Genomic DNA, 23,374 nt, shown 5'->3' with positions numbered 1-23,374 from the left:
GGATGTGTTAATGCCGATAGCTGTTGCACACATTGTCGCCTTGAATCGCCAGCGCGTCATTGGAGTAGAAAACCGCTTGCCGTGGCATCTGCCTGCCGACTTGAAGCACTTTAAAGCGCTGACTATGGGCAAGCCCATTATCATGGGTCGCAAAACCTGGGAGTCTATCGGCCGCCCGTTGCCTGGGCGTGAAAATATTGTTGTGACTCGCCAGCAAGGCTACGGTGCGACGGGTGCCAAGGTTTGTGCATCACTTGAAGACGCGCTGGATGTCGCTCGTGAAAGCGCTGAGCGCGATGGTCTTGATGAGATTTTCGTTATCGGCGGTGAGACGCTATACCGTCAGAGCTTGAATTGTGTCGACCGTGTTTACGTCACGGAAGTGGCCGCAGAGGTCGATGGTGACGCCTTTTACCCCGAGCTCGATGAGCGGGACTGGGGTGAGGTTTCCAGGCAAGACTTCGCTGCGAAAGAGAGTGCCCCGGCCTATGCCTTCGTCAATTATCAGCGCCGCGCCCGGTAAGGGATTTGTTGGTGTTTTCAAAAGGGATGTGCTAGTCACTTTCATTGCGAGAGTGTTACTTGTAGGCTCGAAATTGTTACCATAAACTACGCATCGGTAACAATTATTCCTTACGCATTTTCCCTAACTTTTATATTACGAAACATTTAGCTTTCTCGTTGATTCTTGCGAAAGCCCGTGATTAAAATAAGTCCCGCTGTATGAAAGCACGGTCTTGCGACTGGCCGTACGGCTGACAGAAGATAATAAGCTCTGCTTTCACTAAACGTCCCAAATAGGAAAAGCAATTCCCATGAAAATGCATCGATTGAAATCAATCGCGCTGGCGGTCGCCGCGACTGCAGGTGTGCTGGCTGCATCGTCTGCTTATTCAGCTGAGCAAGATGCCGCTGCTGCGCCCGCAAAGCCCGCTAAACCCCTTATTCCTGTGAGTGCTATCGTCAAAGTTGGCGAACAGCGCACCAAGTCTGCCAAGGCTTCTCAGGTTCGTATTGACCGCCTGGCTGCAGAAACTGGCGATTTGCTTCAAGACTACAAAACAGTGATGAAGCAGGTCGACGGCCTTCGCGTCTACAACGCGCGTTTGGAAAAACAGATCGCTGGCCAATTGCGTCGTATCGCAAGCCTGGAAAAAGCGGTTGACGAAGCAACTATCATTCAGCGCCAAATCGACCCGCTGATTCAGCGTATGATCGACGGCCTGGAGCAATTCGTTGAGTTGGATGTTCCTTTCCACCTCGAGGAGCGCAAAGAGCGTATCGAATTCCTGCGCAACAACCTGGACCGCTCTGATATCACCATCGCTGAAAAATTCCGTCAGGTTCTTGAAGCCTACAAAATCGAGAACGAGTACGGCCGCAAAATTGACAGCTACAAAGGCGTAGCGACCGTCAACGGTGCTGAGCGCGATGTTAACTTCCTCCGTATCGGCCGCATCGGTCTGCTTTACCAAACTACCGATGGCAAAGTGTCGGGCGCTTGGGATAAAACCCAAGGCACATGGACTGAACTGGATGCTGGCGACTACCGTGGCGCTATCCAGAAAGGCTTGCGTATTGCTCGTAAGCAGGCGTCCATCGATATCATGAAACTCCCGATTCCGGCTCCGGAGGCTGCTAAATAATGAAACGTAATCTGTTGAAAGCTGCCGTACTGGCTATCGGTGGCACTATCGCTCTGGCATCAAGCCCTGTGATGGCTCAAGAAGCCAAGTCACTGGATGAACTGCTGCAAATGGTTAAGCAAGGTCGCGCCAGCGACGCGCGTGAGCAAAAAGCTCGCGAGCAGCGTTTCAAAAACGCTCGCTACGACCAGCAGAAAATGCTGAAAGAAGCTGAAAAAACTCTGGCCGATGAAGAGAAGCGCTCTTCTGAGCTGGAAAACACCTTCGAAGAAAACGAAACCGTCCTGACCGAGAAACAGCGTCAGCTGAAAGAGCGTTTGGGTACGTTGACCGAGCTGTTTGGTCACCTGACTTCTACCGCCGGCGACCTGCGTTCTAATTTCCAGACGTCGATCATCAGTGTTCAATTCCCCAATCGTGAGCAGTTCGTTGATGACCTGATCGCGAAGATGTCAGGCGCTGAAGAGCTGCCCAGCATCGAAGAGATTGAGCGTATTTGGTTTGAACTTCAGCGCGAAATGACTGAGTCAGGCCGAGTGGTGAAATTCCAAACTGAAGTGACGACGGCTGCTGGTGAGAAAACACAGCAAGAAGTCGTGCGTGTTGGTACCTTCAACCTCGTAAACAGCGACGGCGAATACCTGCAGTACATTTCAGAAAATGGCACTGTTGCTGTGTTGGCGCGTCAGCCTAAAGGCCCCTACATGGGTTGGGCTAACGAGTTGGCATCAACAACTTCAGGCGTAACGCCTTTCGGTGTTGACCCTACTGGTCCTTCAGGCGGTTCATACCTTGCTGCACTGATCGATAGCCCAACGCTGACTGAGCGCTGGCACCAAGGTGGTGTGGTTGGTTATGTAATCACCGCAGTAGGTGTATTGGCTATGCTGATCGCTATCTGGCGCCTGATTGTTCTGACCATCGAAGATATGAAGGTCAACAGCCAGCTTAAGAGCAAAACTGCTAATGACAACAACAGCCTCGGCCGTGTTCTGAAAGTACACGAAGACAATCCAAGTATGGATGCGGAGACACTGGAGCTGAAACTGTCAGAAGCCATTCTGAAAGAAACACCACGTTTGGAGCGCTCTCTGAACTTGCTGAAGATCATCGCTGCGGTAGCACCGCTGCTGGGTCTTCTGGGTACCGTAACCGGTATGATCATCACCTTCCAAGCTATCACCATCTTTGGTGCGGGCGATCCGAAGGCAATGGCCGGTGGTATCTCTGGTGCTCTGGTAACGACCGTACTGGGTCTGGTTGTCGCCATCCCGACTGTACTGCTGCACACGTTTGTTAGCGGCCGCGCTAAGAAAATCCTGCACGTGCTTGATGAGCAATCGACTGGCATTATCGCCGAACACACAGAAGGGCGCGCGGGGTAACTAAGCGATGTACCAACTGAATGAATGGATCGAGATCATACGGCGATTTATGGAAGCCGGTGGGCCTGTACTGAACTACATCGCCCTCCTGACCTTCGTCATGTGGACTCTCGCTATTGAACGGGTTTGGTATTACAAGTTCGGGCTGTCGAAAGACGTGAACAACGCTATCAACACCTGGGAAGCGCGCAGTGAGCGCAAATCCTGGAATGCCAAGCAGATTCGCGAAAAGTTGATCTCAGAGGTTTCTCTGCAGATCAACGCGAGTCTGCCAATGATTCAGACCATGGTGGCGCTTTGTCCGCTGCTGGGTCTGTTGGGCACGGTCACAGGGATGATCGAGGTCTTTAATATCATGGCAGTGACAGGTGGTGGCGATGCTAAATCGATGGCCGGCGGTGTTTCAAAAGCAACAATTCCGACGATGGCTGGAATGGTTGCCGCTCTGTCAGGCGTATTCATCAATACCTATATAAAAGGTATTGCGGAGCGCGAAAGCGAGCTTTTGGAAGACCATCTGACAACCGATCATTAAGAGAACAGTTATGAGAAAGCATAGCAAAGCAGGTGCAGAGGAAAATTCCTCCGAGATCGACCTGACGCCGATGCTCGACGTGGTCTTCATCATGTTGATCTTCTTTATCGTCACAGCGTCGTTCATCAAAGAAGCCGGTGTCGAGGTGAATCGCCCCGAGGCCTCAACGGCCAGCAAGAAAGAAAATGTGAATATTCTGATTGCTGTTACTGGTACTAATGAAATCTGGATCGACAAGCGTCGTGTTGACAAGCGAGCAGTGCGCTCGGTTGTTGAGCGTATGCATGCCGAGAACCCCAAAGGTGCTGTTGTTATTCAGGCTGATAAAGCCTCGAATACCGAAACGGTTACTGCGGTTATCGACGCCAGCCGAGCGGCCGGCGTATACGATGTTTCATTGGCCACTGAAGACAGCTGATCAATTATGAATATTCGACTCCTGATCGGTGGAGCATTGGCATTTGTGGTGACAGCAGCGCTGTTCATCATAATGCCATATCTGATCGAGTCAGCTGACAAGACGTTGGACGAAAAGCCGCGTACTAAGTTGGCCGACATTCAGATGCCGGACACCGAAATAGAAACAATGAAAGACGCAAAGCCGGATAAGCCTAAGCAACCGGAAGAGCCGCCGCCGGATATGGAACAACCGGAGATGGAAGATGTGAACCCGGACATTGAGGTCGTTAATATGGCGCCTCAACAGAGCCTGCAAATGACCAACACTGCTGGTGGTTTGTCGGCGTCCGATGGTGAATATCTGCCTATCGTTAAAGTTGCGCCAATCTATCCACGCCGCGCGCAAAGCCGAGGTGTTGAAGGCTACTGTACGGTTGAATACACCGTAACGAAAGCCGGTACCACGCGCGATATCGCCCCCGTGGATTGTAGCCCTCCGGGTTACTTCGAACGCTCATCAATTAAAGCTGCCCAGAAGTTTAAATATAAGCCTCGGGTGGTAGATGGCGAGCCGATCGAAGTACCGGGGATCCAGAACCGCTTCACCTTTGAGTTGGAGAAATGATGTCTGATTATCACGTGAGCACAAAAGTCGTGCGCCCGGTGCTGGTCAAGCTGGCATGTTCCCTCAGCTTGGGTGTAGCTGCAGTGCTGGCGACCCCGGTTGCTAGTAACCTGGTAGCTCCTGCTCTGCAAATGGACGGCGTAAATGTCGTCCACGCAGCGGAAAAGGAAAAGCCGCGCCGCAGCACGCGTCGCACGCCGGCGATCCGCGCAAAAATCTTTGAAAAGCTGAACGAAGCGCAGGTTGCTGCCGACGAGAAGCGCTACTCTGAAGCCATTAAATTGCTCGATGCCCTTCGCGACAAAGAAGGACGGGGCTCGCTTAATAGCTACGAGCTTGCAAACCTCTACAACATGTACGCGTTCATTTACTTCACGCAAGAGAAGTATGAGCAGGCGTTAACGGCCTACCGTAATGTTGTAAAGCAGCCTGATATTCCTGAGGCGATGGAACTAAATACCAAATACACCATCGCCCAGCTTTACTTTGTTAAAGAAGACTACAAAAACGGCGTGAAAGTGCTGCTTGAGTGGTTTAAGGCGAAAGAAGAGCTGCAGGAAGATCCCGGTGCCGGTGCTTATGCATTGCTTGCCCAAGGTTACTACCAGCTGAAAGATCTGAATCGCGCACTCAAGTACATTGAAGTCGCGATTAACGATTACCAGTCTCGTGGCAAGGTACCCAAGGAGCAGTGGTGGGGGCTTCAGCGCTACCTCTACTATGAGAAAAACAACATTAACAAGGTTGTTGATATTCTCGAAGAGACCCTGAAGCACTATCAGAAGAAGGCCTACTGGCTGCAACTTTCTGCCATGTATAACGAGCAGAAGCGCGAAATGGCGGCAACCGCCACTATGGAAGCGGCCTATGAGCAAGGCTTGCTGGAGAAAGACAAAGAGCTGATCAATATGGCTTACTTGTTCCTTTCTCAGGAAGTGCCTTACAAAGCAGCGAAGGTACTGGATAAAGGTATTAAGTCGGGGGCGATCCCTGCTACCTCCAAAAACCTTGAGCTGCTCGGTAACTCATGGCGCCAGTCACAAGAAGTTAAGCGTGCGATTCCAGTAATGGAAAAAGCTGCGGCCAAGTCCGATAAGGGCGAGCTGTGGTCACGCTTAGGTAGCATCTACCTGGACAATGACGAGTTCGAGAAAGCTGCGAAAGCGATAGAAAATGCCTTTAAGAAAGGTAATCTAAAGCGTCCGGATACTGCGAACCTTGTGCTTGGTATGGCCCGCTTTAACTTGCAGAACTATGAAGGTGCGCGTAAAGCTTTCAAACAAGCGTTGAAAGACGAGCGGTCAAAAGGCTATGCGTCGCAGTGGATTAAGTTTATGGATCGCGAGTTGGCTCGTCAGGCGGCGTTGAAAGACGACATCTGATAACTAACATGATTCGTTGAAGGCACCGTAAGGTGCCTTTTTTTTGCCTGGACGATGCCGACAGGCGAAGCGGCCGCTATAGTCAGGGTATGGCCGCGAGGAATACCTTTTTGAAAACTGCGTTGTATAACCTGCTCACCTTCCTGTTCTGCAGCGCTGCAGCAGTGGTGGTGGCAGAGCCGTTGCCAGCCCCTTCGCCCCCGAGTTTTATCGAACGGACAATGGAAAGTGCGGAAGCGACCAGGGATCAATGGTCGGAGAATTGGGTGGTTTTCGCTGAAAGTGTCGATCGTTATTTGAGCAATGAAGATACCGCGGAAGATTACAGCAACGAGAGCTATCTAAAACTGCAGCTGCGGCAGACCATTGGCGAGCGAGGGGAGCTAGAGAGCGATGTACGCCTTCGTGCGAAGGTGGACCTGCCCAATACAAAGCGAAAGACGAAGCTGTTCTTTAATAGTGATGCCGATGCAAACAACCCTTTAGAAGAGCGGGTGCGTGGCGGCTCAAGCGGTGAGCGCCCGAGCCGCGAAGAGTCGGTTACCGGTCTTGAAATATCCCCCCTGTCAGAGTGGCACCATTGGAAGCGGAGTGCCCGTATTGGTATTCGTGTGCGAACCCCACTGGTGCCCTTTGCTCGCCTTCGCTTGAGACGGCCATTCTCCGATTGGGGCGAGTGGCAGCGTGAGTTCCAGCAGGAGTTTTGGTGGTTCCGTGATAAGGGGTGGGGGGAGTCGACGGAATATACGATGAGTCGTCCGCTGGGAGAGCGTTACCGTCTGCGCTACTTCACTGGATTGGAGTTTGAGGATCGGAACGATTTTTTTGAAAACGTCCAGCTGTTGTCGCTGTCGTACCGCATGAATGAACGCGAGTCGATGGAATACCGCCTGGGTGGCTTTGCAAACAATGAGCACCGCAGCCGCCTGACGGCGTATTTTTTCGGCGCGAACTACCGTAACCAAATACACGAGGACTGGGTGTATTTCACGGTCAGCCCCGAGTTGTATTTTGCGCGAGATAAGGGCTGGGATGCCGAGGCTAGCTTAACATTTCGTCTGGATGTGTTTTTCTCTGAGTAGTCTGTGTTTTCGACCGCCGACACCGCTCTGAACAATACCTGACCGAAGGCCAGTCGCGCTGCCATTTCTTCCTCCATGAGAAGGAACGATTGCAAACAACGCATATCTTCTCTGGAAGTTGCCCCTTGCGGTGAGTCATAGGAACGGACGATTCCCCCCGAAGTGTTTACCGCTACCATTGCCCATCACTACACAGTTTACGCCTGAGATAACAAAAATAAGGATTGATAACATGGGTGCTCAGCAACAGCGGCAAGTTTTATTTCACGGCCTGATTATTCTTTTTTTAGGGCTTTTGGCGGGAATTGGATTTTCAGTTGCCGCGACGGGGCCTCAGGACGCGCCTGCCTACGGCGTGTGGCGCTTCGCGCACATGGAGGGGCTGCTGAATGGTTTGTTGGTCATTGCCATTGCCGCTGCTTGGCCGGCAATATACCGCGAGGGTAGTGTGCTTAGCGCGGCGCGCTGGGGGCTAATTGTCGGCTGCTACGCAAATATCATCGGGCCGCTGATCAATGCCTTGTTTGTTACCAAGCGCTTAATCGTCCCCGAAACCGCCTTGGAGGCGTTCATTGTCTACGGTTTCTATATTCCGGGGACGATTCCGCTACTGGCGCTACCCGTATTTATCTATGCCGTCGCCGCTAATAAGCGGGGCTGACATCCTCAGTAACGGGTGCAGTGAATACCCTGGGGACTCTCGATGGTTCCCACGCATTCGTTGCAGTGAACGCAGCGACTCTTAAAGCCGGCATCGCGCGCGCAGCGATTCGGTAATTCGGGGTCGCTCAATAAGCTCCGCCCAAGCTGAATAAAGTCAAAGCCCGCATCCATTAAGTCGGCGAAATTATCATTCCCGGTTGCGCCGCCAATGTACACTAGCTGGCAATTAACGGCCTCGCGAATGCGCTTTGCTTGCTCGAGAAAATAGAGGTCCGTGTAGGGATAATCGCGAAACATCGACTTTCCTGCCAACCGTAGAATAAGCCGCATCAACAGGCTTTTCTCTGTCGCAAGCATTGTGGGCAGCATATTATCGCCACGGAACATCAGCATTGGGTTCATCGTGCTGGTGCCGCCGCTGCAGACAATGGCATCAATACCGGCCTGGTCGAGCATTTGACTAATTACAACCGAGTCATCGTAATGAATCCCGCCGCGCACGCCCTCTGACATACTGATCTTGCCGAGTATAGGAAAGGCGTCGCCAACCGCTTCGCGAACCGCAGCAAGTACCCGCAGTGGCAGTCGCATGCGGTTTTCCAAACTGCCGCCATATTCATCTTTACGCTTATTGGTTTTTGGACTGATAAATTGGCAAAGGCCATAGCCGTGGCCAAAGTGGATCTCCAGCGCGTCGAAACCCACAGACTTCATAAATTGCGCTGCATCGCGGTACTGATCCACCATCTCATCGATATCCTGGATGGACATCGCATCGGCGAAGAACATGCCCTGACTTAGGCCTAAGCCATTAATCGCGAAGCTGGGGCCCAGCGGCCGGCGGCGTTGTAGCTCGCGGTTCTTGGAAAAGCCGCCGCAGTGCCCCATTTGCCCTGACACTGCAGTGCCGCGCTCATGCAATGAATGGATCAGCGACGTGAGGGGGGCGCGGATGCCCTCGTGCATATACATCATATTTTCATTGAGTCGGCCGTCGGCGGTCACCGCACAATAGCCGAGTGTTGTCATGGCAATGCCGCCATCCGCCAGGCGCTGGTGAAACGCACTTAACGTCGAGCCAGGGACGCCCAACGGGGTCATATTTTCGAAGGTGCCTGCTTTAATAAGCCGGTTTTTTAACTCGAGGCCATTGATCTTGGCGGGCGAGAAACACTTTTCCAGCGAAGTGCGGCTGTCGAGGGAGGGATTGGTCGGATTCATGGCAGACTCGGTGAAATAATTATATGTAATAACGCTACATATCATCTTTGCAAAAAGCAAGCTACACTGTGCCCCGCTATTAAGAGGGTAGAGTATTGGTTCAAAAACAGCGCCGCACGCAGGCCCAGCGACGGGAAGAAACCCAATCAAAAGTCCTGGCCTGTGCTCGTCAACAATTCGGTGAAAAAGGCTATTCCACCGCAGCGTTGGAGGATATTGCCCGAGAGGCCGGAACAACTATCCGACCCATCTATCACTACTTTGGCAACAAGGAAGCACTCTTCGAAGCGGTCACCGAGTCTTACGAGGCAGAACTGCTCGCGACGCTTCAGGCGCCGTCGGAAAATGGCGGCGACGCCGGGCTGGCAGAATCATGGCAGCGTTTTATGGCTCTCTGCGACCAGCCGGGCTTTGTACAGGTCGTGCTGTTGGACGCGCCCCACATTCTTGGTCGCGAACGACTGCGCCGCAGTGCTGTGGTGCTGGAGGCCCAGCGACGTCTTGACGAGATGTGGCCGGAGCGTGAGCTGTCCGACAGCGATAGAGAACTCTACGCCAGAATGCTGCTGGCAGCGTTGACCGAAGCAGCGCTAATGCGCGGGGAGCGCAGTGACTACGATAGCAGTGCAGCACTTCAACCCTTGCTGCAAGCGCTGGACAATGTCTGATGCCCGGGCGGCTGTTATAATTTGCTCTCGTGATTGACCGTATACTGGCCTGCAGTTGATGAAGTTACCTCAAGCATTACTCTCTGCCATGCAGCGACGAGCTGAACGCCGTATGGACACACCTCCTTCAAAGCGCATTGGTGAGCGCTACCTAACGCGCTGGCACCTGCTGCCTAAAAACCGCTTTTTCAATGTATACCTTCACCATGTCCAAGAAGATGATCCCGACAGTCATCTCCATGACCACCCCTGGCTATTCAATATCTCAGTTGTGTTGCGAGGGCGCATATCTGAGACCCTTCCCAGCAAGACACGTGTGCTAGAGCCCGGCTCGGTCACCGCCAGAATGTCTCGCGCGCCGCATCGTCTGGACCTGCTTTCAGCCGATAGCGTCACAGTGTTTTTGACCGGACCGAAAATCCGCGACTGGGGCTTTTATACCGAGAAGGGGTGGGTGGATAGTCAGCGCTATCTGCAAGCGAATGGTGATGGGCGGGCAGTTAGTCAAGATTACACGGCCAGATAGGCTTGCAGTGCTGCGGACGTGAGTCGAGCGCCGCAGAAAGGTCTTCGATACCTGCTGATGCAGAATACCCTCCTGAAATATCAATCCTGACTAGTTGCGCCGGGCAGATAATAAAAAGTTTCTTGGAGTGGTTGTGCTCGGGCAAAAGACACTGAGCGTAACGTGGTAGTCCTGCTCACACAGGAATAGGGCACTGTCTAACACGCAGCGCAATTCCAGCAGGCGCCTGAATAGCATGGCGGCGAGGCCGCGCTGCTCTTGCGCAAGCTGTTGGCCTGCCGCGTTGGCCAGGGCGGTATCAGCGTCGCTCATGTCGAGTGTTGCAATGCCATTGGCGGCGCATTGTTGTTCTACAAAGTAGCTAAACCCTTTTTTGGCAGCACTGTGGGGCAGGGCGCGGTATTGGTCCAGCGCTATCCCCTGTTGCTGGGAAAGTTGTTGGCTTGCAAGCCACCAGTGGTGAAGTTGTCGTCGCGCCTGCGTTTCACCGCGCCGGGCCGTGACGGTTTGTCGAACCGCCAGGCGCAAATCTTGAGTTGTGATTGAGAGGGGCGAGTTGTTGACGGCCTTGGACAGTGGCGCGTACTGCTCAATAAACCGGTGGTAGCAGCACGGGGCGAGGGCAATCTGCGCGGTGCTCGTCGTCGCTGCGACTTTCAGCATGCGTTGGTGGAGCCCTCCGCAGGCGTGCAGTGCAATGATGGCGTTGGCGTCGGCCACAAACGACTCTGCCTGTTCGCTCAATACATCGCAGCGCACAATGCGTTGATGGGTGTTGGCGTGCCTGTGGTTGCCACTGGCAACAAGATCGCTATCAATTTCCAGGCCGATGACAGACGAGGGCGCGTGTTGCGGGTGGAATCGCAGTGCCTGGCCGAGGTAGCCTTTTCCAGAGCACCACTCGATCACGTTTCCCGATAGTGATGCTAACCCGCCACAAAAAGCCTGTATTTGCTGCCATTTTCTACCACCAATGCCGCTGGGCGGCTCGATATGTGATGGCGCGGTGGGCGGCGTAAAGTAAGACAGAATGGCGAGAATGTCTTTGGCATCGGCAAAGTGTGGCGACAATCGCTCCAAGAGCATAAGGTCATCGCCCTGCAGTTGGGCAACGTCATCTGCCGAGAGTGTGCAAAGCGCGCGGAACAGCGCGTCGTAGTGCGTTACTGACTCGGCGTTCGAGCCGGCGCGCCACAATGCTTCGTGCTGGCTGAGTAGCTGGTCGATGTTCTGCAATAGGTCGGCGCCTTTCGCAGCGGTGAGAACGTTGCTGGTCATGCCCACATTATACGACGGTGCGGCAGTTAACCCTCTATTAGCGCGCGGCTTTCGTTGGTGTTGCGCAGCAAATGCTGTTCAAAGCACGCGCATAGCTGCTGCCAACACTGGTGGAGCTGGGGGTAGAAATAGTGGATTTTTTCCCAGTCCTTATTACTGGCGGCAAGTTCCAGTGATGAGGCCAGCTCGCGCAGTGCGTCGCCTTGTAGCTGTCCGCTACTGCCCTTCAGTGCGCGGCTGATACGGGCAATTTCTGCAGTATCTGCTGCGGTAACTGCGCTGCGTAATGCCTGCTGTTGCGCAATGCTGTACTCGTTAAACATCACCAGCATTTTATTCAGGGTACGTTCCTGCCCCATGACCCCTTCCAGAGCTTTGTCGGCATTCCACAGCGCCTCTGCATGATTCTTTGATGAGGGGCTGGCAGGGTCGTCACTGCGTGAGGTGTGCAACCAGCTCAGCAATTTTTTATGCAGTCGGTCGGGGTCAATCGGTTTACTGAGGTAGTCATCCATACCGGCGGCGCTGCATTTTTCACGGTCGCCACTGAGGGCATTGGCCGTCAACGCGATAATGGGTAACTCACGTGCCGCTTCGCCTGCCAGACCTGCACGGATTTGGCGAGTGCACTCGTAACCATCCATTTCCGGCATCTGACAGTCCATTAAAATTGCCGAGTAGGGCGGCGCTTGCTTGTCCTGCTGGTGCTTCAGCTCAGTGATCGCCTTATTGCCGTTATCGGCAATGCTGACCTGTAAGCCCAACTCGTCTAGCAGACAGCGCACCACCTCTTGGTTTACCGCATTGTCCTCAACCAGTAGCACGCGCCTGCCTTGTAATAGGCTGCTAGCTGGTGTCTCCTGCGTACGGTCGCTGCTATCGCTTTGTAAGTAACTTCCCAGGGGCGCCAGTTTTAGTGCTTCACGCAAATTACTGGTGGTGAGGGGTTTGGGATACCAAGCATCGAAACCCAGCGAGCGAAAGTGGGCGTCGGTTCCCTGACTACTGATTTTGCTGAGCAAGACAAAAGGCTGGCTGCTTAGATGTTCTTCCTGGCGCAGGAATTGAACGAGCTCGGTGCCGTCTAAGCCGTCCATGTATCGGTCGATAATAACCAGGTCGATTTTCTCCAGCGGAATATCATGACTCTCGGCGGAGTTGAGCGCGGACTCACTGGATGTGGAGCAATAGACTTTTGCGCCCCAGCGCAGCAGCTGACGCTCCAGGCTTTTGCAGCTGTTTATATTGTCCTCTATCAACCATACATGTCTGCCCGATGCATAGGCCTCATCGAATGACGCATCGGTGGATGAATTCAGCATCACCTGGACATGGAAGGTGCTTCCTTTGTTTTCCTTGCTGCTCACGGCAATGCTGCCATTCATGGCTTGGCAGATTTTCTGACTAATCGACAGGCCAAGTCCGGAGCCGCCGTAGCGGCGCGTGGTGCTGGCATCCGCCTGGGTGAATGCGCTAAACAAACTGTCTAATTTTTCGCTGGCAATGCCGATGCCGGTGTCGCGTACATAGCAGTCAAATATCCATTGGTTTTGATGCTCGGTGAGCGTGGCGTGAACAACGATCTCGCCACTTTCGGTAAATTTTAGTGCGTTGCCAAGTAAGTTGGTCAGGACCTGGCGCAGCCTTGCGGCGTCGCCTGAGACCATTTCTATGTTGATCTCACTAAGGTCAACAATGAGCTCCAGGCCTTTTTCCTGTGCGCGCAACGACATGCTCTCGCAGACTTCTTCGATGACTTCGCGTATCGCAAAGCTGCTGTCTTCCAGAGTCATTTTGCCGGCGTCGATGCGGGAGAAGTCCAGGACATCGTCGATGAGAGAGAGCAGCGAATGTGCGCTGCTGCGGGCAATGCTCACCCGACGCTCCTGTTCGAAGTCCAGGTCGGAGTTTGCTAGCAAATTCAGCATGCCGAGGACGCCGTTCATCGGGGTGCGAATTTCGTGGCTCATGGTTGCCAAAAACTCACTTTTCGAGCGCGCGGCTTGCTCCGCTTCATCACGGGCGCGTATCAATGCTTCGGCGGCGCGTTTGCGGTCATCAATATCTTGGAGTGAGCCGAAAATGTGTGTGCAGCGCTGCTTATCCAGTACAGGGTGGCCCGTGAGCTGAATCCACAGTTCGCGGCCTTGTTGTGTGGTGAGCTTCACTTCTTCGCTAAATGCCTGGCCATTGATAATGGCGCGTCGGATCAAATGCTGCAGCAGGTGCCACATCTCTTCCTGAGGAAACACCCTGCGAAGCGCCTCTTCAGTTGGGGTAAAGTTTGCTGGTACACCACAAATTTCCCTTGTCACCTCAGACCACGTGAGCTGGCCGCTCTCCACCTCCAGCTCCCAGGCACCGATCCTTGCTTGCTGGCTCATGGAGTTAAACATCTGTTGCTGCCGGTCCATTATCTGGGCGGCGTGCATCCGCTCACTAATGTCCTCAACCATTGACCAGATTAGCGGTTTACCCTGCGAGTCGCTGAATAAAATGCTGTTGGTTTCGATAGGCAGGGGCTCGCCATTGGCGCGGATAAGCTGTTTCTCATAGGGCCCCAGGCGGCCTGTTTCTGTGAGAATAATGAAAGCCGCCTCGTCATCTAACATGAATTCTTGGGGCGTTATATCTTGGTAGCGCAACTCGGTTAGCTTTTCATGAGGGTAGCCTAGGCTTTTGCACAGAGATTGATTGGCGGCAATGAATTTGCCTGTTTCGTAGTCGTTTAATGCAATGCCAATCGGCGATAGCTCGAACAACTGAACCAATAGTTGGTTGCTTTCATAGCGCTTGGCAAGCAGCCACAAAATAATCGTTAGGAAGCAAAAAATAATTAGTGCCAGCGACGCGACAACAACCCGGAAGGGGTCAAGCAAGTTCATCTGTAGCCAGCCGCTCTCGGGGGCGGCGGCGATTTGCCAGCGCTCATCCAGCGGTAGTCGGATATCTGTGGTCACCGCGCGGGTCTGGTCGTTAAATAGTGCGGCATCGCCAAATACGGTTTTACCTAAGCGACCCTCGGGTCCGTATTTGCGTATGGCTACCTGCAATCGCTCGCCTGCTTCACTCAGGCCACTGCTACGCAGCAGCTGCTCTATATCAATCACGGCCGACACCGTCATAGGCTCTCCAGTACCTTGACTCTGGCCACCGGGTAGACGGGCAATCAGCGCCATACCGCCTTGAACTAATTCGACAGGGCCCGAGAGTACAGCGCCGCCGGTTTTGTGTACCTTCATCATGTCGGCGAGTTGGTCGGGCCGCGTTCTTAAGTCCAGCCCCAGCACCGGCTCATTGCCCTTGAGTGGGTAGACGTAGGCGCCGATAACACCGCGAAATACGGCAACGCTGCGAATGCGGCTTTCACCCGAAAGCAGGCTTTCGGAATATTTATCCAGATAATCGGGGTTGAGGTCGGGGTGCTGGCGGACGGCTGCCACCATCGCTTTGGCTGCCTGGAGGTCACCCTTCAGGTCACTCTCTACTTTAGCGCTGATGGAACCCATTTCCCGCAGAACGGCGTCGCGGTGATTCAACTCGCGGTTGTGGTTATTCAGCTGGTCGATATATACCGCAACAACGGCGATAAGAATGAAGCTGGCAAGGCTGGCCAGTGGGTGCAGCCAACGGCGGGAGCGACTCACAGCAGGTTGGCGTGATGCGCTGTGACGACGGAGTTTTTGGAGGAACGAGTTCATGACTGCTCCCTGAGCACCGGCCAATAAGGAAGCCGCGGCTATGCGGTACCCGAACTCTCTGTCTCGTCAGTACATATAACACCGTGGCAATAACACCTGTAATGCTAGTGTGCACTTGCCCTGTCGAACATGCGTAGTTTCCACGGCCGTTACCAGTCGATGGCTTTTCCCTGCCAATCGATGTAACTGAGCTGGCCGTCATGGGGGAGGGCGGAGCAGAGGTCCAGCAGGCGTTCGGCGACGAACTGAGGGGTGAATAACTTGCCGTCTGGGACGCGGCGCTGGAAGGGCGCTGACAGGGGTGAGTCGGTCGTGCCGGGGTGGAAGGACAGCAATTTCAGGTTCTTAGCACGGCGAGCGAATTCGATGCTGGCGGTTTTTAACAACATGTTCAACGCCGCCTTGGAGGCGCGGTAACTGTACCAACCACCGAGTTGGTTATCGCCAATGCTGCCGATTCGGGCGCTGAGAACGGCTACCACGCAGGGCTGAGGGCCGCGCAGCAACGGTAGTAGCGCTTGAATAGCCAGCATGGGGGTTACGGTATTACTGTGCAGTCGCGACAGCAGTGTGTCGGCGTTAATGTCTTCGAGGCGCTTTTCAGGTTGGCCGGCGTCGTCGTGTAGCACGCCATTGAAAATAAACACGCGAGAGATGGCGCCGGTATGCTCCGCCAGGGAGTCTGCCCAGGCAGTGAGGCTGTCCGAACTGTAGTCGCCGCAGTGCCAGTGCAGTCGCTGGTCATCGCATTTAGTGGCGCTGGGGTGGCGACTAAAGACGTGTACGTCATCCAATTCTTGGTCGGTCAGCAATTTTTGGATCAGCGCCTGCGCAATAGCGCTATTGCCGCCGACCACCAGTGCGCGTTTAGGGTTCATGGCGGCGATGTTCAATGATGGCGCAGCGCTCTGTGCAGCGTGGCTGGCCGGTAAACAGCCGGGAAAAGGAGTAGCGGTGTCGAGCGAACACGCGATAGCCAAGGTCTGCCAAGGGGCGAATAAGCGGCCAGCGCAGTGCGGCCATCCAGCGGTGTTTGCCTACCAGCTGCCAGGCGCGACAGCTTACATCCAGGCCAAGTAACAACGAACCGTTTTCATCCCAGCCGTGTAACACGCGGTTGGCCGCAACGGGGTCGATGCTGGGGTAGCGGCGACTAAAGTCCTCGCCGTTGATGTCTTCAAAGGCCAGTGCGCGGCGACCGTCCAAGGCGGCGAGTCGCGTCATTTCCGCGACACACAAGGGGCATCTGCCATCGTAAAATAGGGTCAATCGCGTCATAATTTCCTTCCACAGCACGGTGCTCGATGTTTGTACGGAGCGCCAGGTCAAAGCGATGCCTGACACGCTATAACGAAATGCCGGAGAAAGCTAAAATGAAAATCTGGGTTGATGCCGATGCCTGCCCGGTGGTGGTCAGAGACATCTTATTTAAAGCGGCCGAGCGCACCGGGGTCGCCTTAACCCTCGTGGCGAATCAAATGCTGAAAGTGCCGCCCGTCTCCCATATTACCGCGGTTCAGGTGAGCGCTGGCTTTGATGTTGCCGACAATGAAATTGTGCGCCGTTGTGAAGAGGGGGACCTGGTTATTACGAGTGATATTCCGCTGGCCGCCGAGGTCATCGAGAAAGGCGCGATGGCTCTCAACCCAAGGGGTGAGCGTTATACGGCTGACAATATTCGCGGTCGGCTCAATATGCGCGATTTTATGGAGACGCTGCGCTCCTCCGGCATTCAGAGCGGCGGGCAAAGCGCCTATGGCCAGCGTGAGAAACAAGCCTTCGCTAATCAGCTCGACCGGATACTCGCCCGTGCCTAGGCCCTAAGTAAAATTACGGGGAATAAATGGCGCGTTGTTATCGGCAAAATACAGCGATCGTTTAAAGGCGTTTCAATGTGAACCAATGGATGGAATTAGCGGGCGGCCTCGGCCTGTTTTTAGTCGGCATTATCCTGATGACCGACGGCCTCAAAGCACTGGCTGGCGATGCCCTTCACCGGGCACTTTCGCGCTTTACCCGCAGCCCAACTAGTGGCGCCTTCACCGGCGCAGCGACCACGGCAATTCTGCAGTCTTCCAGCGCAACAACGGTGGCGGCGGTGGGCTTTGTTGGCGCGGGCTTATTGAGCTACCCCCAGGCCCTTGGGGTGATATTTGGTGCCAACCTCGGTACCACCGTTACGGGGTGGATGGTCGCCCTGCTGGGCTTCAAGCTCGAGCTGAATACGCTGTTATTGCCCTGTATTCTCGCTGGCGCCCTGGCGCAATTGTTTGGCCGGGGGCGCTGGCGTGCCGCCGGGCTGGCACTTGCAGGTTTTGGCCTGATCTTTGTTGGCATCGACGCGATGCAAGTGGGAATGTCCGGCTTAGAGGGGAGGATTACTCCGGACAGTTTCCCGGAGAATACTTGGCTGGGGCGTCTCCAACTGTTGTTGCTGGGGGCGCTAATTACGCTGATTACCCAATCCTCCAGTGCGGGCGTGGCTACCGCGTTAACCGCGGTGCACAGCGGTGCTTTGGAGTTTGAACAGGCGGCCGCGATGGTAATTGGTATGGACGTTGGCACCACTGCAACGGCGCTGTTTGCCACCCTGGGCGGCTCAGCCGAAACTCGGCGCACGGGATACTCCCACGTGGTGTACAACGTGTTCACCGGGATTGCCGCCTTTATCATGCTGCTGCCCTACGTTGCGCTTTGGCAATGGTGGGCGCCCGGGGCGATATACGAGCAGGCTGAGGTCGCCCTCGTGGCGTTTCACAGCTTGTTCAATCTGCTCGGCGTTATTTTGGTGTTACCACTGGCGGGCCAGTTTGCGCGGTTCATGATCTGGCTGGTGCCGGAGGCGCAGGAGCAATTCACCGGGCATTTGGATAAGCAATTATTGAAAGACCCCGCGATTGCCCTGGAGGCTGTGCGGCGCAGCTTGCGCTCACTGGTTGAAGCGCAGCTGCAATATTGCATTGGTTTGCTGCGCGACCAGCCATCAGCCAAGCCTGAGCGCCATCGCGAGCTTGACGATGCCATTGAGCGCTGCCAACGCTATGTAGACGATATTCACTTGCGGCCCGACACACCGGACAGCTGGCAGCGCCTGTTGGCGTGTATGCACGTCATTGACCATATGCAGCGCCTGCACCTGCGCTTGGCAGATCGCGAAACGGCTCAGCGCTGGCAGAAAAAAGGGCCGCCACTGCACTCCGGTGTGGTTTTTGAAGACGGTTGCCGGCAGCTCGTAAAACGCTTAACAGACGAGTCTGACTACGTGGCCGGCGCGGCATCGGCGTTTGCTGAGCGCTGCGAGGACGAGACCGAATCCGCCCGCGAAGCGCTGATGGCAGAAATTGCGTCGGGTAATGAGAATACCGTTAACGGCGATTTGTATCTGGATGCGCTGCGCTGGCAGCGGCGTTCATCGCGCCACTTCGCGAAAATCTTTGTCTATCTGGATCAATTGCACAAACTCTCACCCTACGGGAGTCCCGACAGCAAGGCGGAGTAACGCATTCAGCTGCGTTTGCGCTTCGCCGCCGAGGCGCTTTTCGACGGCGGCATTCAGGTCGGCGCTCGGCTGGCCCTTATCCAGCAGGTCCGCGGCGTAAGTCAGCAGCTCGGGGACGCTTAGCGGCGCCGCCACATTCACCTCAGCCTGCGGTTCGGCGCCGCTAAGCGTCTGTAGGGCTTTGCAGAAGCGCTGAAAGTCGCCGTCACCCAGGCGGTGTTGCAGGCGTCGCTCTAGCTCCGTCATAACCGATACCGCATCGTCTATTAACGCAACGCCCGCTTCAGTCAGGTGAAGGCGCTGGCTGCGTCCGTCAACGGGGTCACTGTGGCGCTCGACATAGCCCAATTCATCAAGCTGACGTGCGACGCGAGAAATGGCCTGGCTGGATACGCCATTGGCCTGTGCCAGTTCGCCAACACTGCTGCCCTCGGGGGCCAGGCAGGCGAGCACCTGACCGTGGGTCATTTGCAAATGTGGGTGGCCGCGGGCAATGGTGCCCTGCATCAGGTGACGCTGCAGGCTTCGGTTGATCATGCCGATCAGCATTGAAAAAGGCAGTTGTTCATCAATGCCGGTCCGGTTTGGTTCAAAGCCGGGCACGGCCATCTCAATGCAAACCCGCTGAGCATAGCGGCTCAAAAATGCCAACTCAGCGCTGCCGAGCTGCGCCACATAATGCTCATTGATGTCGACCAATTGTTGGTTTGCTGCAGCAATAAGCTGATTGCCGCGCGGGCTAAGGGCAATAAGCTTCGCCCGTTTGTCGAGTGGGTCGGCTTGGCGCGCGATATACCCGGCCTCGCTTAAAGGGCGCAGGCTTTGCAGGCAAAGCTGTTTACTCATTGCCAGGCGCTGGGCTAGCTCGGTGAGCCGGTGTGGGCGTTGGCCCAGCAAGCTCATCGGCGCGGCGAAGTGCATGGCTAATTTCGTGAACCCCTGGGCGGCTAAGCCCTGCATGGTGGCTTGTTCACAGTCATTGCTGAGGGCATTGAGTTGTTTTAGCGGGTTGTTGCGAAACCGCTCGAGTGCGGCTGAAGTCTGTGGCATGGCCTGGGCGCCTGTGAATTCTGTAGCGTCAATTAATGTAACACATATTTATTAAAATATATTTAGTGTATTTACCTTTTGTGTGGGGCTGTGCTAGCGTACTCGGCAATAATAATGATAAGGAGTGCGCGATGGCGGCGGTGGAGTTCAATCCCTATTCCCATGCGGTTCATGAAGACCCCTATCCCTACTACCAGCGTTTGCGGGCCGAAGCGCCGGTTTACTACAACGCCGAGCACGGCTTTTGGCTGCTGAGCAAATGGGAAGACTGTTTTAACGCATTTCGCGATTTTAAAACCTTTAGCAGCATCAATGGCCCGGCCTTGGAGTCAGACCAAAGCGCGTCGGCGGGTTACCCCATGTTCATTAATATGGACCCGCCGGACCATACGCGTATTCGCAAGCTGTTATCGGGGCTGATGGTGCCCCAGCGTATTGCTGCTCTTGAAGACTACACGCGTCAGAAGGCCCGCTCGCTGATTGTGCCTCATCTGGCGCGCGGGGAGATGGACCTGATTCAGGACTTCAGCGCCATTCTGCCAATGGACGTGATCTCCACCATGATTCATGTGCCCGAGGCGGATCAAGCCGCGGTGCGCACCTGGGCCGATGAGCTGATCTACCGGGAAGACGGCCAGTTCGAGATCAGCGAAGCCAACGTCAACGCCTATTTTAAATTGGCCCAGTATTTTGACGACCTGTCCCGGCAGTTGGCTGAGCAGCCCTTCGATCCCGACGATATGTTCAGCTGCGTTTTACAGGCTGAGAAAGACGGCAAAATGACCCACGACGATGTCATTGGATTTGGCATTTTGCTGGCGGTTGCTGGCAACGAAACCACCACCAAGTTGATCGGCAATATGGGCTACCGGCTTTGGCAGCACCCGCAGCAGCGCCAGTTGTTGATTGACGATCCCAGCCGCATCGCCGATGCGGTAGAGGAGACTCTGCGCTTCGACGGATCCACGCAAATGATCGGCCGAACGGTAACCAAAGATATCGAGATTCGCGGACAAAAGATTGCCGCTGGCGCGCGTGTGGGGCTGTGCATTATTTCCGCCAGTCGTGACGAAGAGCGCTATGAAAATGCCGATGTCTACGATGTATGCCGGGGAGCGCGCGACCACATGGCCTTCGGCGTGGGTATTCACGCCTGCCTGGGTTCGGCGTTGGCGCGCTTGGAGGTCAGGGTGTGCTTCGAGGAGCTGCTAAAGGCGATTCCCGATTACGACCTGGACCTGTCGCGCAGTGACCGCACTCACAACCCCAATGTGCGCGGCTTTACTACTTTGCCAGTGCGCTTTCGCCCGCGGCAGGCGGGCGAGCTATGAGCGCCGTGCAGTGCGGCTTTATTGGTCTGGGGAATATTGGCAAACCGATGTGCGCCAATATTGCCCGCAAGGCGTCGTCACAGCACCTTGCCCTATCGGTATTCGATCTCGACCCCGCGCCTTTGGCAGAAATGCAGGCGCTGGGCGCCCGCGTTGTCGAAAGCGCGGAGGAACTGGCCCGCAATTGCTCGCTGATCGCGCTGTGCGTGCGCAATGACGCGGACGTTGAGCAACTGCTCTATGGCGAGGCAGGTATTTTTGCGGTGGCTGCACCCGAAACCGTTATTGCCATTCACAGCACTGTTACCCGAGACGGCGTTGTGCGCTGGGCCGCGGATGCCGCTGAGCGAGGGCTGGCCCTGGTCGATGCCCCCATCACCGGCGGCGCGGCGGGAGCGGCGGATGCCACGCTATGCATTATGGCCGGCGGCAGTAAAGCGGCGGTATCGCGCTGTCAGGCGATGTTTGCGTGTACGAGTAAAACGGTGGTGTATGCCGGTGAGGCGGGGCAGGCAACCGTACTGAAGCTGGCAAATAACCTGATGAACTATGCCGCTTTCTCGTCGATCTCTGAAGCGGCGCAATTGGTCAAATGCGCCGGTGCCGATCTCGATGCGCTGCATCAGGTAGGGAAGGCCAATGGCGTGATTACCGCCATGATGAAGCAGTTTATCGACGGTCGTGACGGCCTGCGCGCCGCCTGCAGTGATGAGGATATGCGAGCAGTGTTTGGCCCTTTCGCAGCGCTGGCGGAGAAAGACCTGGATCACGCCCTCAGTTTAGCGGCGCAGCTCAATGTGTCGTTGCCGCTCACTGAAAGGGTGCGCCGCGATATCGACGATGTCTTTATGGCGATATCGCGCTCGGACGTCGAATAACAATAATAGGAGGTCACCATGGGCGATGCTGATACCCGGCAGCCAGGTCACGGGGAGAGCCGCTTGTATATCAATGGCGAGCTGCGCCCCGCCGAGGGCGGTCGTCAGTATGAGAACATCAGCCCCTTGACCGAGACGGTGCTCGGGGTTGCTGCCGATGCCAGCTTGCGCGATGCCGATGAGGCGATTGACGCCGCGCGGCGGGCCTTTGATCACAGCGACTGGTCGACGGATCACGCCGCACGCCGCGCCTGTTTACAGCGCTTTGTGGACGGCCTAAATCGCCATCGCGATGCCCTGCGCGCAGCGGTTGCCGACGAAACCGGGGCGACCCAGTTCTTCGTTCACGGCCCTCAGTGCGACGGGCCAATTGCGATGGCGAATTGGCCGGTGGAGTATATGGCGTCCTTCCCCTGGCAGCGGGACATCGGTGAATACGAGGTGATGGGCGTTCGCAGCCGGCGCCTTGTGGTGAAGGAGGCCGCGGGCGTGGTGGCGGCTATTTCACCGTGGAATTTTCCCATTCAAATTAACCTGGCTAAGTGCCTGCCGGCTCTGGCCGCGGGCTGTACGGTGGTACTTAAGGCCGCTGCCGAAACGCCGTGGACGGCATCTCTGCTTGGCCGCATTGCCGCCGAGGCCGAGTTGCCACCCGGCGTGTTCAATGTGCTCACCGCTAGCGACCCCGCCGAAATTGGCAATGCAATGACCCGAGATCCGCGTGTCGATGTGGTGTCGTTTACTGGCTCCACGGCGGTGGGCAGGCAGGTTATGCGCAATGCCGCGGATACGGTTAAACGGGTGTTTTTGGAGCTGGGCGGCAAGTCTGCAATGGTGCTGCTCGAGGACGCCGACCTGCCCACTGCCTTGTTTGGCTCGCTGGCTATCTGCGCGCACAGTGGTCAGGGCTGCGCGATTACCACTCGCTTGTTAGTGCCCCGCAGTCGTCTTGCCGAAGCCGAAGAACTGTTGTGCGCCTATGTAGGCGGCATGTCTTACGGCAGTGATGACACCAGTGGCGAAATGCAGGGGCCGCTGATTAGCGAGCGCCAGCGTCAGCGGGTGTTGGAATATATTGAGCTGGGCAAACAGGAAGGCGCGAGGCTGATACTGGGTGGCGGTATTCCCGCGCATACACGCGCTGGCTACTTTGTTGAGCCGACCATATTCAGCGATGTGCGCAATGATATGCGTATCGCGCAAGAGGAAATATTCGGGCCGGTATTGGTGGTCATCCCCTATGACGACGAAGCCGAGGCGCTGCACTTGTGCAACGACTCCATCTACGGCTTATCGGGCTCGGTGTATTCGGCCAGCGAAGAGCGTGCCCTGGCGTTTGCGCGGAAAATCCGCAGTGGCACGGTCAATGTCAATGGTGGCAACTTCCTCGGCCCCGATGCGCCTTTTGGCGGCTATAAGCAAAGCGGGGTCGGGCGAGAAATGGGGCCGGAGGGCTTTGAGGAATACCTGCAAACCAAAACCATTGCTATCGCCGTGTAGGAGGG

23 protein-coding genes are annotated in these 23,374 nt (G+C 55.4%); 16 read left to right on the top strand and 7 right to left on the bottom strand.

Going from position 1 to position 23,374, the window contains the following annotated elements; all coding sequences use genetic code 11:
* Positions 1-10 precede the first annotated feature (10 nt).
* The 8 genes from AC2Q8J_RS08935 to AC2Q8J_RS08900 all read left to right on the top strand — a co-directional run bounded on the left by AC2Q8J_RS08935 (position 11) and on the right by AC2Q8J_RS08900 (position 7,054).
* The gene (locus AC2Q8J_RS08935; protein ID WP_204994654.1) at positions 11-523 is read left to right on the top strand and encodes a dihydrofolate reductase; all 513 of its coding nucleotides are present in this window, start codon (positions 11-13) and stop codon (positions 521-523) included.
* 292 nt (positions 524-815) lie between these two features.
* Entirely contained in the window at positions 816-1,646 is an 831-nt protein-coding gene (locus tag AC2Q8J_RS08930) for a DUF3450 domain-containing protein (RefSeq protein ID WP_027873131.1), read from the top strand.
* Positions 1,646-3,031, top strand: a complete 1,386-nt coding sequence (locus AC2Q8J_RS08925; protein WP_286696321.1) for a MotA/TolQ/ExbB proton channel family protein — start codon at positions 1,646-1,648, stop codon at positions 3,029-3,031. Before AC2Q8J_RS08930 ends, AC2Q8J_RS08925 begins: the two co-directional genes overlap by 1 nt.
* A 7-nt stretch (positions 3,032-3,038) precedes the next feature.
* A complete protein-coding gene (locus AC2Q8J_RS08920) occupies positions 3,039-3,566 on the top strand; it encodes a MotA/TolQ/ExbB proton channel family protein (protein WP_027873129.1) in 528 nt (175 codons plus the stop codon).
* A 10-nt stretch (positions 3,567-3,576) separates the two neighbouring features.
* The gene (locus AC2Q8J_RS08915; protein ID WP_027873128.1) at positions 3,577-3,984 is read left to right on the top strand and encodes an ExbD/TolR family protein; all 408 of its coding nucleotides are present in this window, start codon (positions 3,577-3,579) and stop codon (positions 3,982-3,984) included.
* A 6-nt stretch (positions 3,985-3,990) separates the two neighbouring features.
* Entirely contained in the window at positions 3,991-4,590 is a 600-nt protein-coding gene (locus tag AC2Q8J_RS08910) for an energy transducer TonB (RefSeq protein ID WP_204994652.1), read from the top strand.
* Positions 4,590-5,972 carry a tetratricopeptide repeat protein gene (locus AC2Q8J_RS08905; protein ID WP_424143006.1) on the top strand — a complete coding sequence of 461 codons (1,383 nt, stop codon included), beginning with the start codon at positions 4,590-4,592 and terminating at the stop codon, positions 5,970-5,972. Before AC2Q8J_RS08910 ends, AC2Q8J_RS08905 begins: the two co-directional genes overlap by 1 nt.
* A 110-nt stretch (positions 5,973-6,082) precedes the next feature.
* Complete coding sequence (locus AC2Q8J_RS08900; protein WP_486451095.1) at positions 6,083-7,054, top strand: hypothetical protein; 972 nt, start codon at positions 6,083-6,085, stop codon at positions 7,052-7,054.
* Here the strand turns inward: AC2Q8J_RS08900 and AC2Q8J_RS08895 are convergent.
* The gene (locus AC2Q8J_RS08895; RefSeq protein WP_424144036.1) at positions 7,014-7,193 is read right to left on the bottom strand and encodes a DUF2256 domain-containing protein; all 180 of its coding nucleotides are present in this window, start codon (positions 7,191-7,193) and stop codon (positions 7,014-7,016) included. The two genes, AC2Q8J_RS08900 and AC2Q8J_RS08895, sit on opposite strands and share 41 nt — an antisense overlap.
* Positions 7,194-7,286: 93 nt before the next feature.
* Here AC2Q8J_RS08895 and AC2Q8J_RS08890 point away from each other — a divergent pair, with 93 nt between their 5' ends.
* A complete protein-coding gene (locus AC2Q8J_RS08890; RefSeq protein ID WP_204994648.1) occupies positions 7,287-7,715 on the top strand; it encodes a styrene oxide isomerase in 429 nt (142 codons plus the stop codon).
* 5 nt (positions 7,716-7,720) lie between these two features.
* Here the strand turns inward: AC2Q8J_RS08890 and AC2Q8J_RS08885 are convergent, their stop codons facing one another.
* Positions 7,721-8,938 (bottom strand): NADH:flavin oxidoreductase, encoded by a 1,218-nt coding sequence (locus AC2Q8J_RS08885; RefSeq protein ID WP_286696318.1) that lies wholly within the window; start codon positions 8,936-8,938, stop codon positions 7,721-7,723.
* A gap of 95 nt (positions 8,939-9,033) precedes the next feature.
* On the opposite strand from AC2Q8J_RS08885, the gene AC2Q8J_RS08880 reads away from it, so the two are divergent.
* Both AC2Q8J_RS08880 and AC2Q8J_RS08875 read left to right on the top strand, forming a co-directional pair.
* Entirely contained in the window at positions 9,034-9,606 is a 573-nt protein-coding gene (locus tag AC2Q8J_RS08880; protein ID WP_424144037.1) for a TetR/AcrR family transcriptional regulator, read from the top strand.
* A 58-nt stretch (positions 9,607-9,664) separates the two neighbouring features.
* Positions 9,665-10,132, top strand: a complete 468-nt coding sequence (locus tag AC2Q8J_RS08875; protein ID WP_204994645.1) for a hypothetical protein — start codon at positions 9,665-9,667, stop codon at positions 10,130-10,132.
* A gap of 90 nt (positions 10,133-10,222) precedes the next feature.
* Here AC2Q8J_RS08875 and AC2Q8J_RS08870 read toward each other — a convergent pair whose 3' ends face one another.
* From AC2Q8J_RS08870 to AC2Q8J_RS08855, 4 genes are all read right to left on the bottom strand, one after another.
* Positions 10,223-11,410, bottom strand: coding sequence for a methyltransferase (locus AC2Q8J_RS08870; RefSeq protein ID WP_486451094.1), 1,188 nt, complete (start codon positions 11,408-11,410; stop codon positions 10,223-10,225).
* A gap of 26 nt (positions 11,411-11,436) precedes the next feature.
* Positions 11,437-15,111 (bottom strand): response regulator, encoded by a 3,675-nt coding sequence (locus AC2Q8J_RS08865; protein ID WP_486451093.1) that lies wholly within the window; start codon positions 15,109-15,111, stop codon positions 11,437-11,439.
* Positions 15,112-15,260: 149 nt separating this feature from the next.
* Complete coding sequence (locus tag AC2Q8J_RS08860) at positions 15,261-15,989, bottom strand: SDR family NAD(P)-dependent oxidoreductase (RefSeq protein WP_486451092.1); 729 nt, start codon at positions 15,987-15,989, stop codon at positions 15,261-15,263.
* On the bottom strand, positions 15,979-16,389 hold the full coding sequence (locus tag AC2Q8J_RS08855) for a thiol-disulfide oxidoreductase DCC family protein (RefSeq protein ID WP_486451091.1): 411 nt from the start codon (positions 16,387-16,389) through the stop codon (positions 15,979-15,981). The genes AC2Q8J_RS08860 and AC2Q8J_RS08855 overlap by 11 nt, the downstream gene beginning before the upstream one ends.
* Before the next feature lie 95 nt (positions 16,390-16,484).
* Here AC2Q8J_RS08855 and AC2Q8J_RS08850 point away from each other — a divergent pair, with 95 nt between their 5' ends.
* Entirely contained in the window at positions 16,485-16,928 is a 444-nt protein-coding gene (locus AC2Q8J_RS08850; RefSeq protein WP_486451090.1) for a YaiI/YqxD family protein, read from the top strand.
* Between the two features lie 77 nt (positions 16,929-17,005).
* Positions 17,006-18,610: a Na/Pi cotransporter family protein gene (locus tag AC2Q8J_RS08845; protein ID WP_486451089.1), complete on the top strand. Its 1,605-nt coding sequence runs from the start codon at positions 17,006-17,008 to the stop codon at positions 18,608-18,610.
* Here AC2Q8J_RS08845 and AC2Q8J_RS08840 read toward each other — a convergent pair.
* Complete coding sequence (locus AC2Q8J_RS08840) at positions 18,575-19,660, bottom strand: MarR family winged helix-turn-helix transcriptional regulator (protein WP_486451088.1); 1,086 nt, start codon at positions 19,658-19,660, stop codon at positions 18,575-18,577. The two genes, AC2Q8J_RS08845 and AC2Q8J_RS08840, sit on opposite strands and share 36 nt — an antisense overlap.
* Before the next feature lie 131 nt (positions 19,661-19,791).
* Between AC2Q8J_RS08840 and AC2Q8J_RS08835 the strand changes: the two genes are divergently transcribed.
* Genes AC2Q8J_RS08835 through AC2Q8J_RS08825 form a run of 3 tightly spaced genes read left to right on the top strand, consistent with a single transcriptional unit; the run spans position 19,792 to position 23,369 of the window.
* Positions 19,792-20,991, top strand: coding sequence for a cytochrome P450 (locus AC2Q8J_RS08835; RefSeq protein WP_486451087.1), 1,200 nt, complete (start codon positions 19,792-19,794; stop codon positions 20,989-20,991).
* Positions 20,988-21,869: an NAD(P)-dependent oxidoreductase gene (locus AC2Q8J_RS08830; protein WP_486451086.1), complete on the top strand. Its 882-nt coding sequence runs from the start codon at positions 20,988-20,990 to the stop codon at positions 21,867-21,869. The genes AC2Q8J_RS08835 and AC2Q8J_RS08830 overlap by 4 nt, the downstream gene beginning before the upstream one ends.
* Before the next feature lie 18 nt (positions 21,870-21,887).
* Positions 21,888-23,369 (top strand): aldehyde dehydrogenase family protein, encoded by a 1,482-nt coding sequence (locus tag AC2Q8J_RS08825; protein ID WP_486451085.1) that lies wholly within the window; start codon positions 21,888-21,890, stop codon positions 23,367-23,369.
* Positions 23,370-23,374 lie beyond the last annotated feature (5 nt).

Source organism: Spongiibacter sp. C9W, from assembly GCF_057370015.1.
This window is presented reverse-complemented; position numbering and strand designations above follow the sequence as displayed.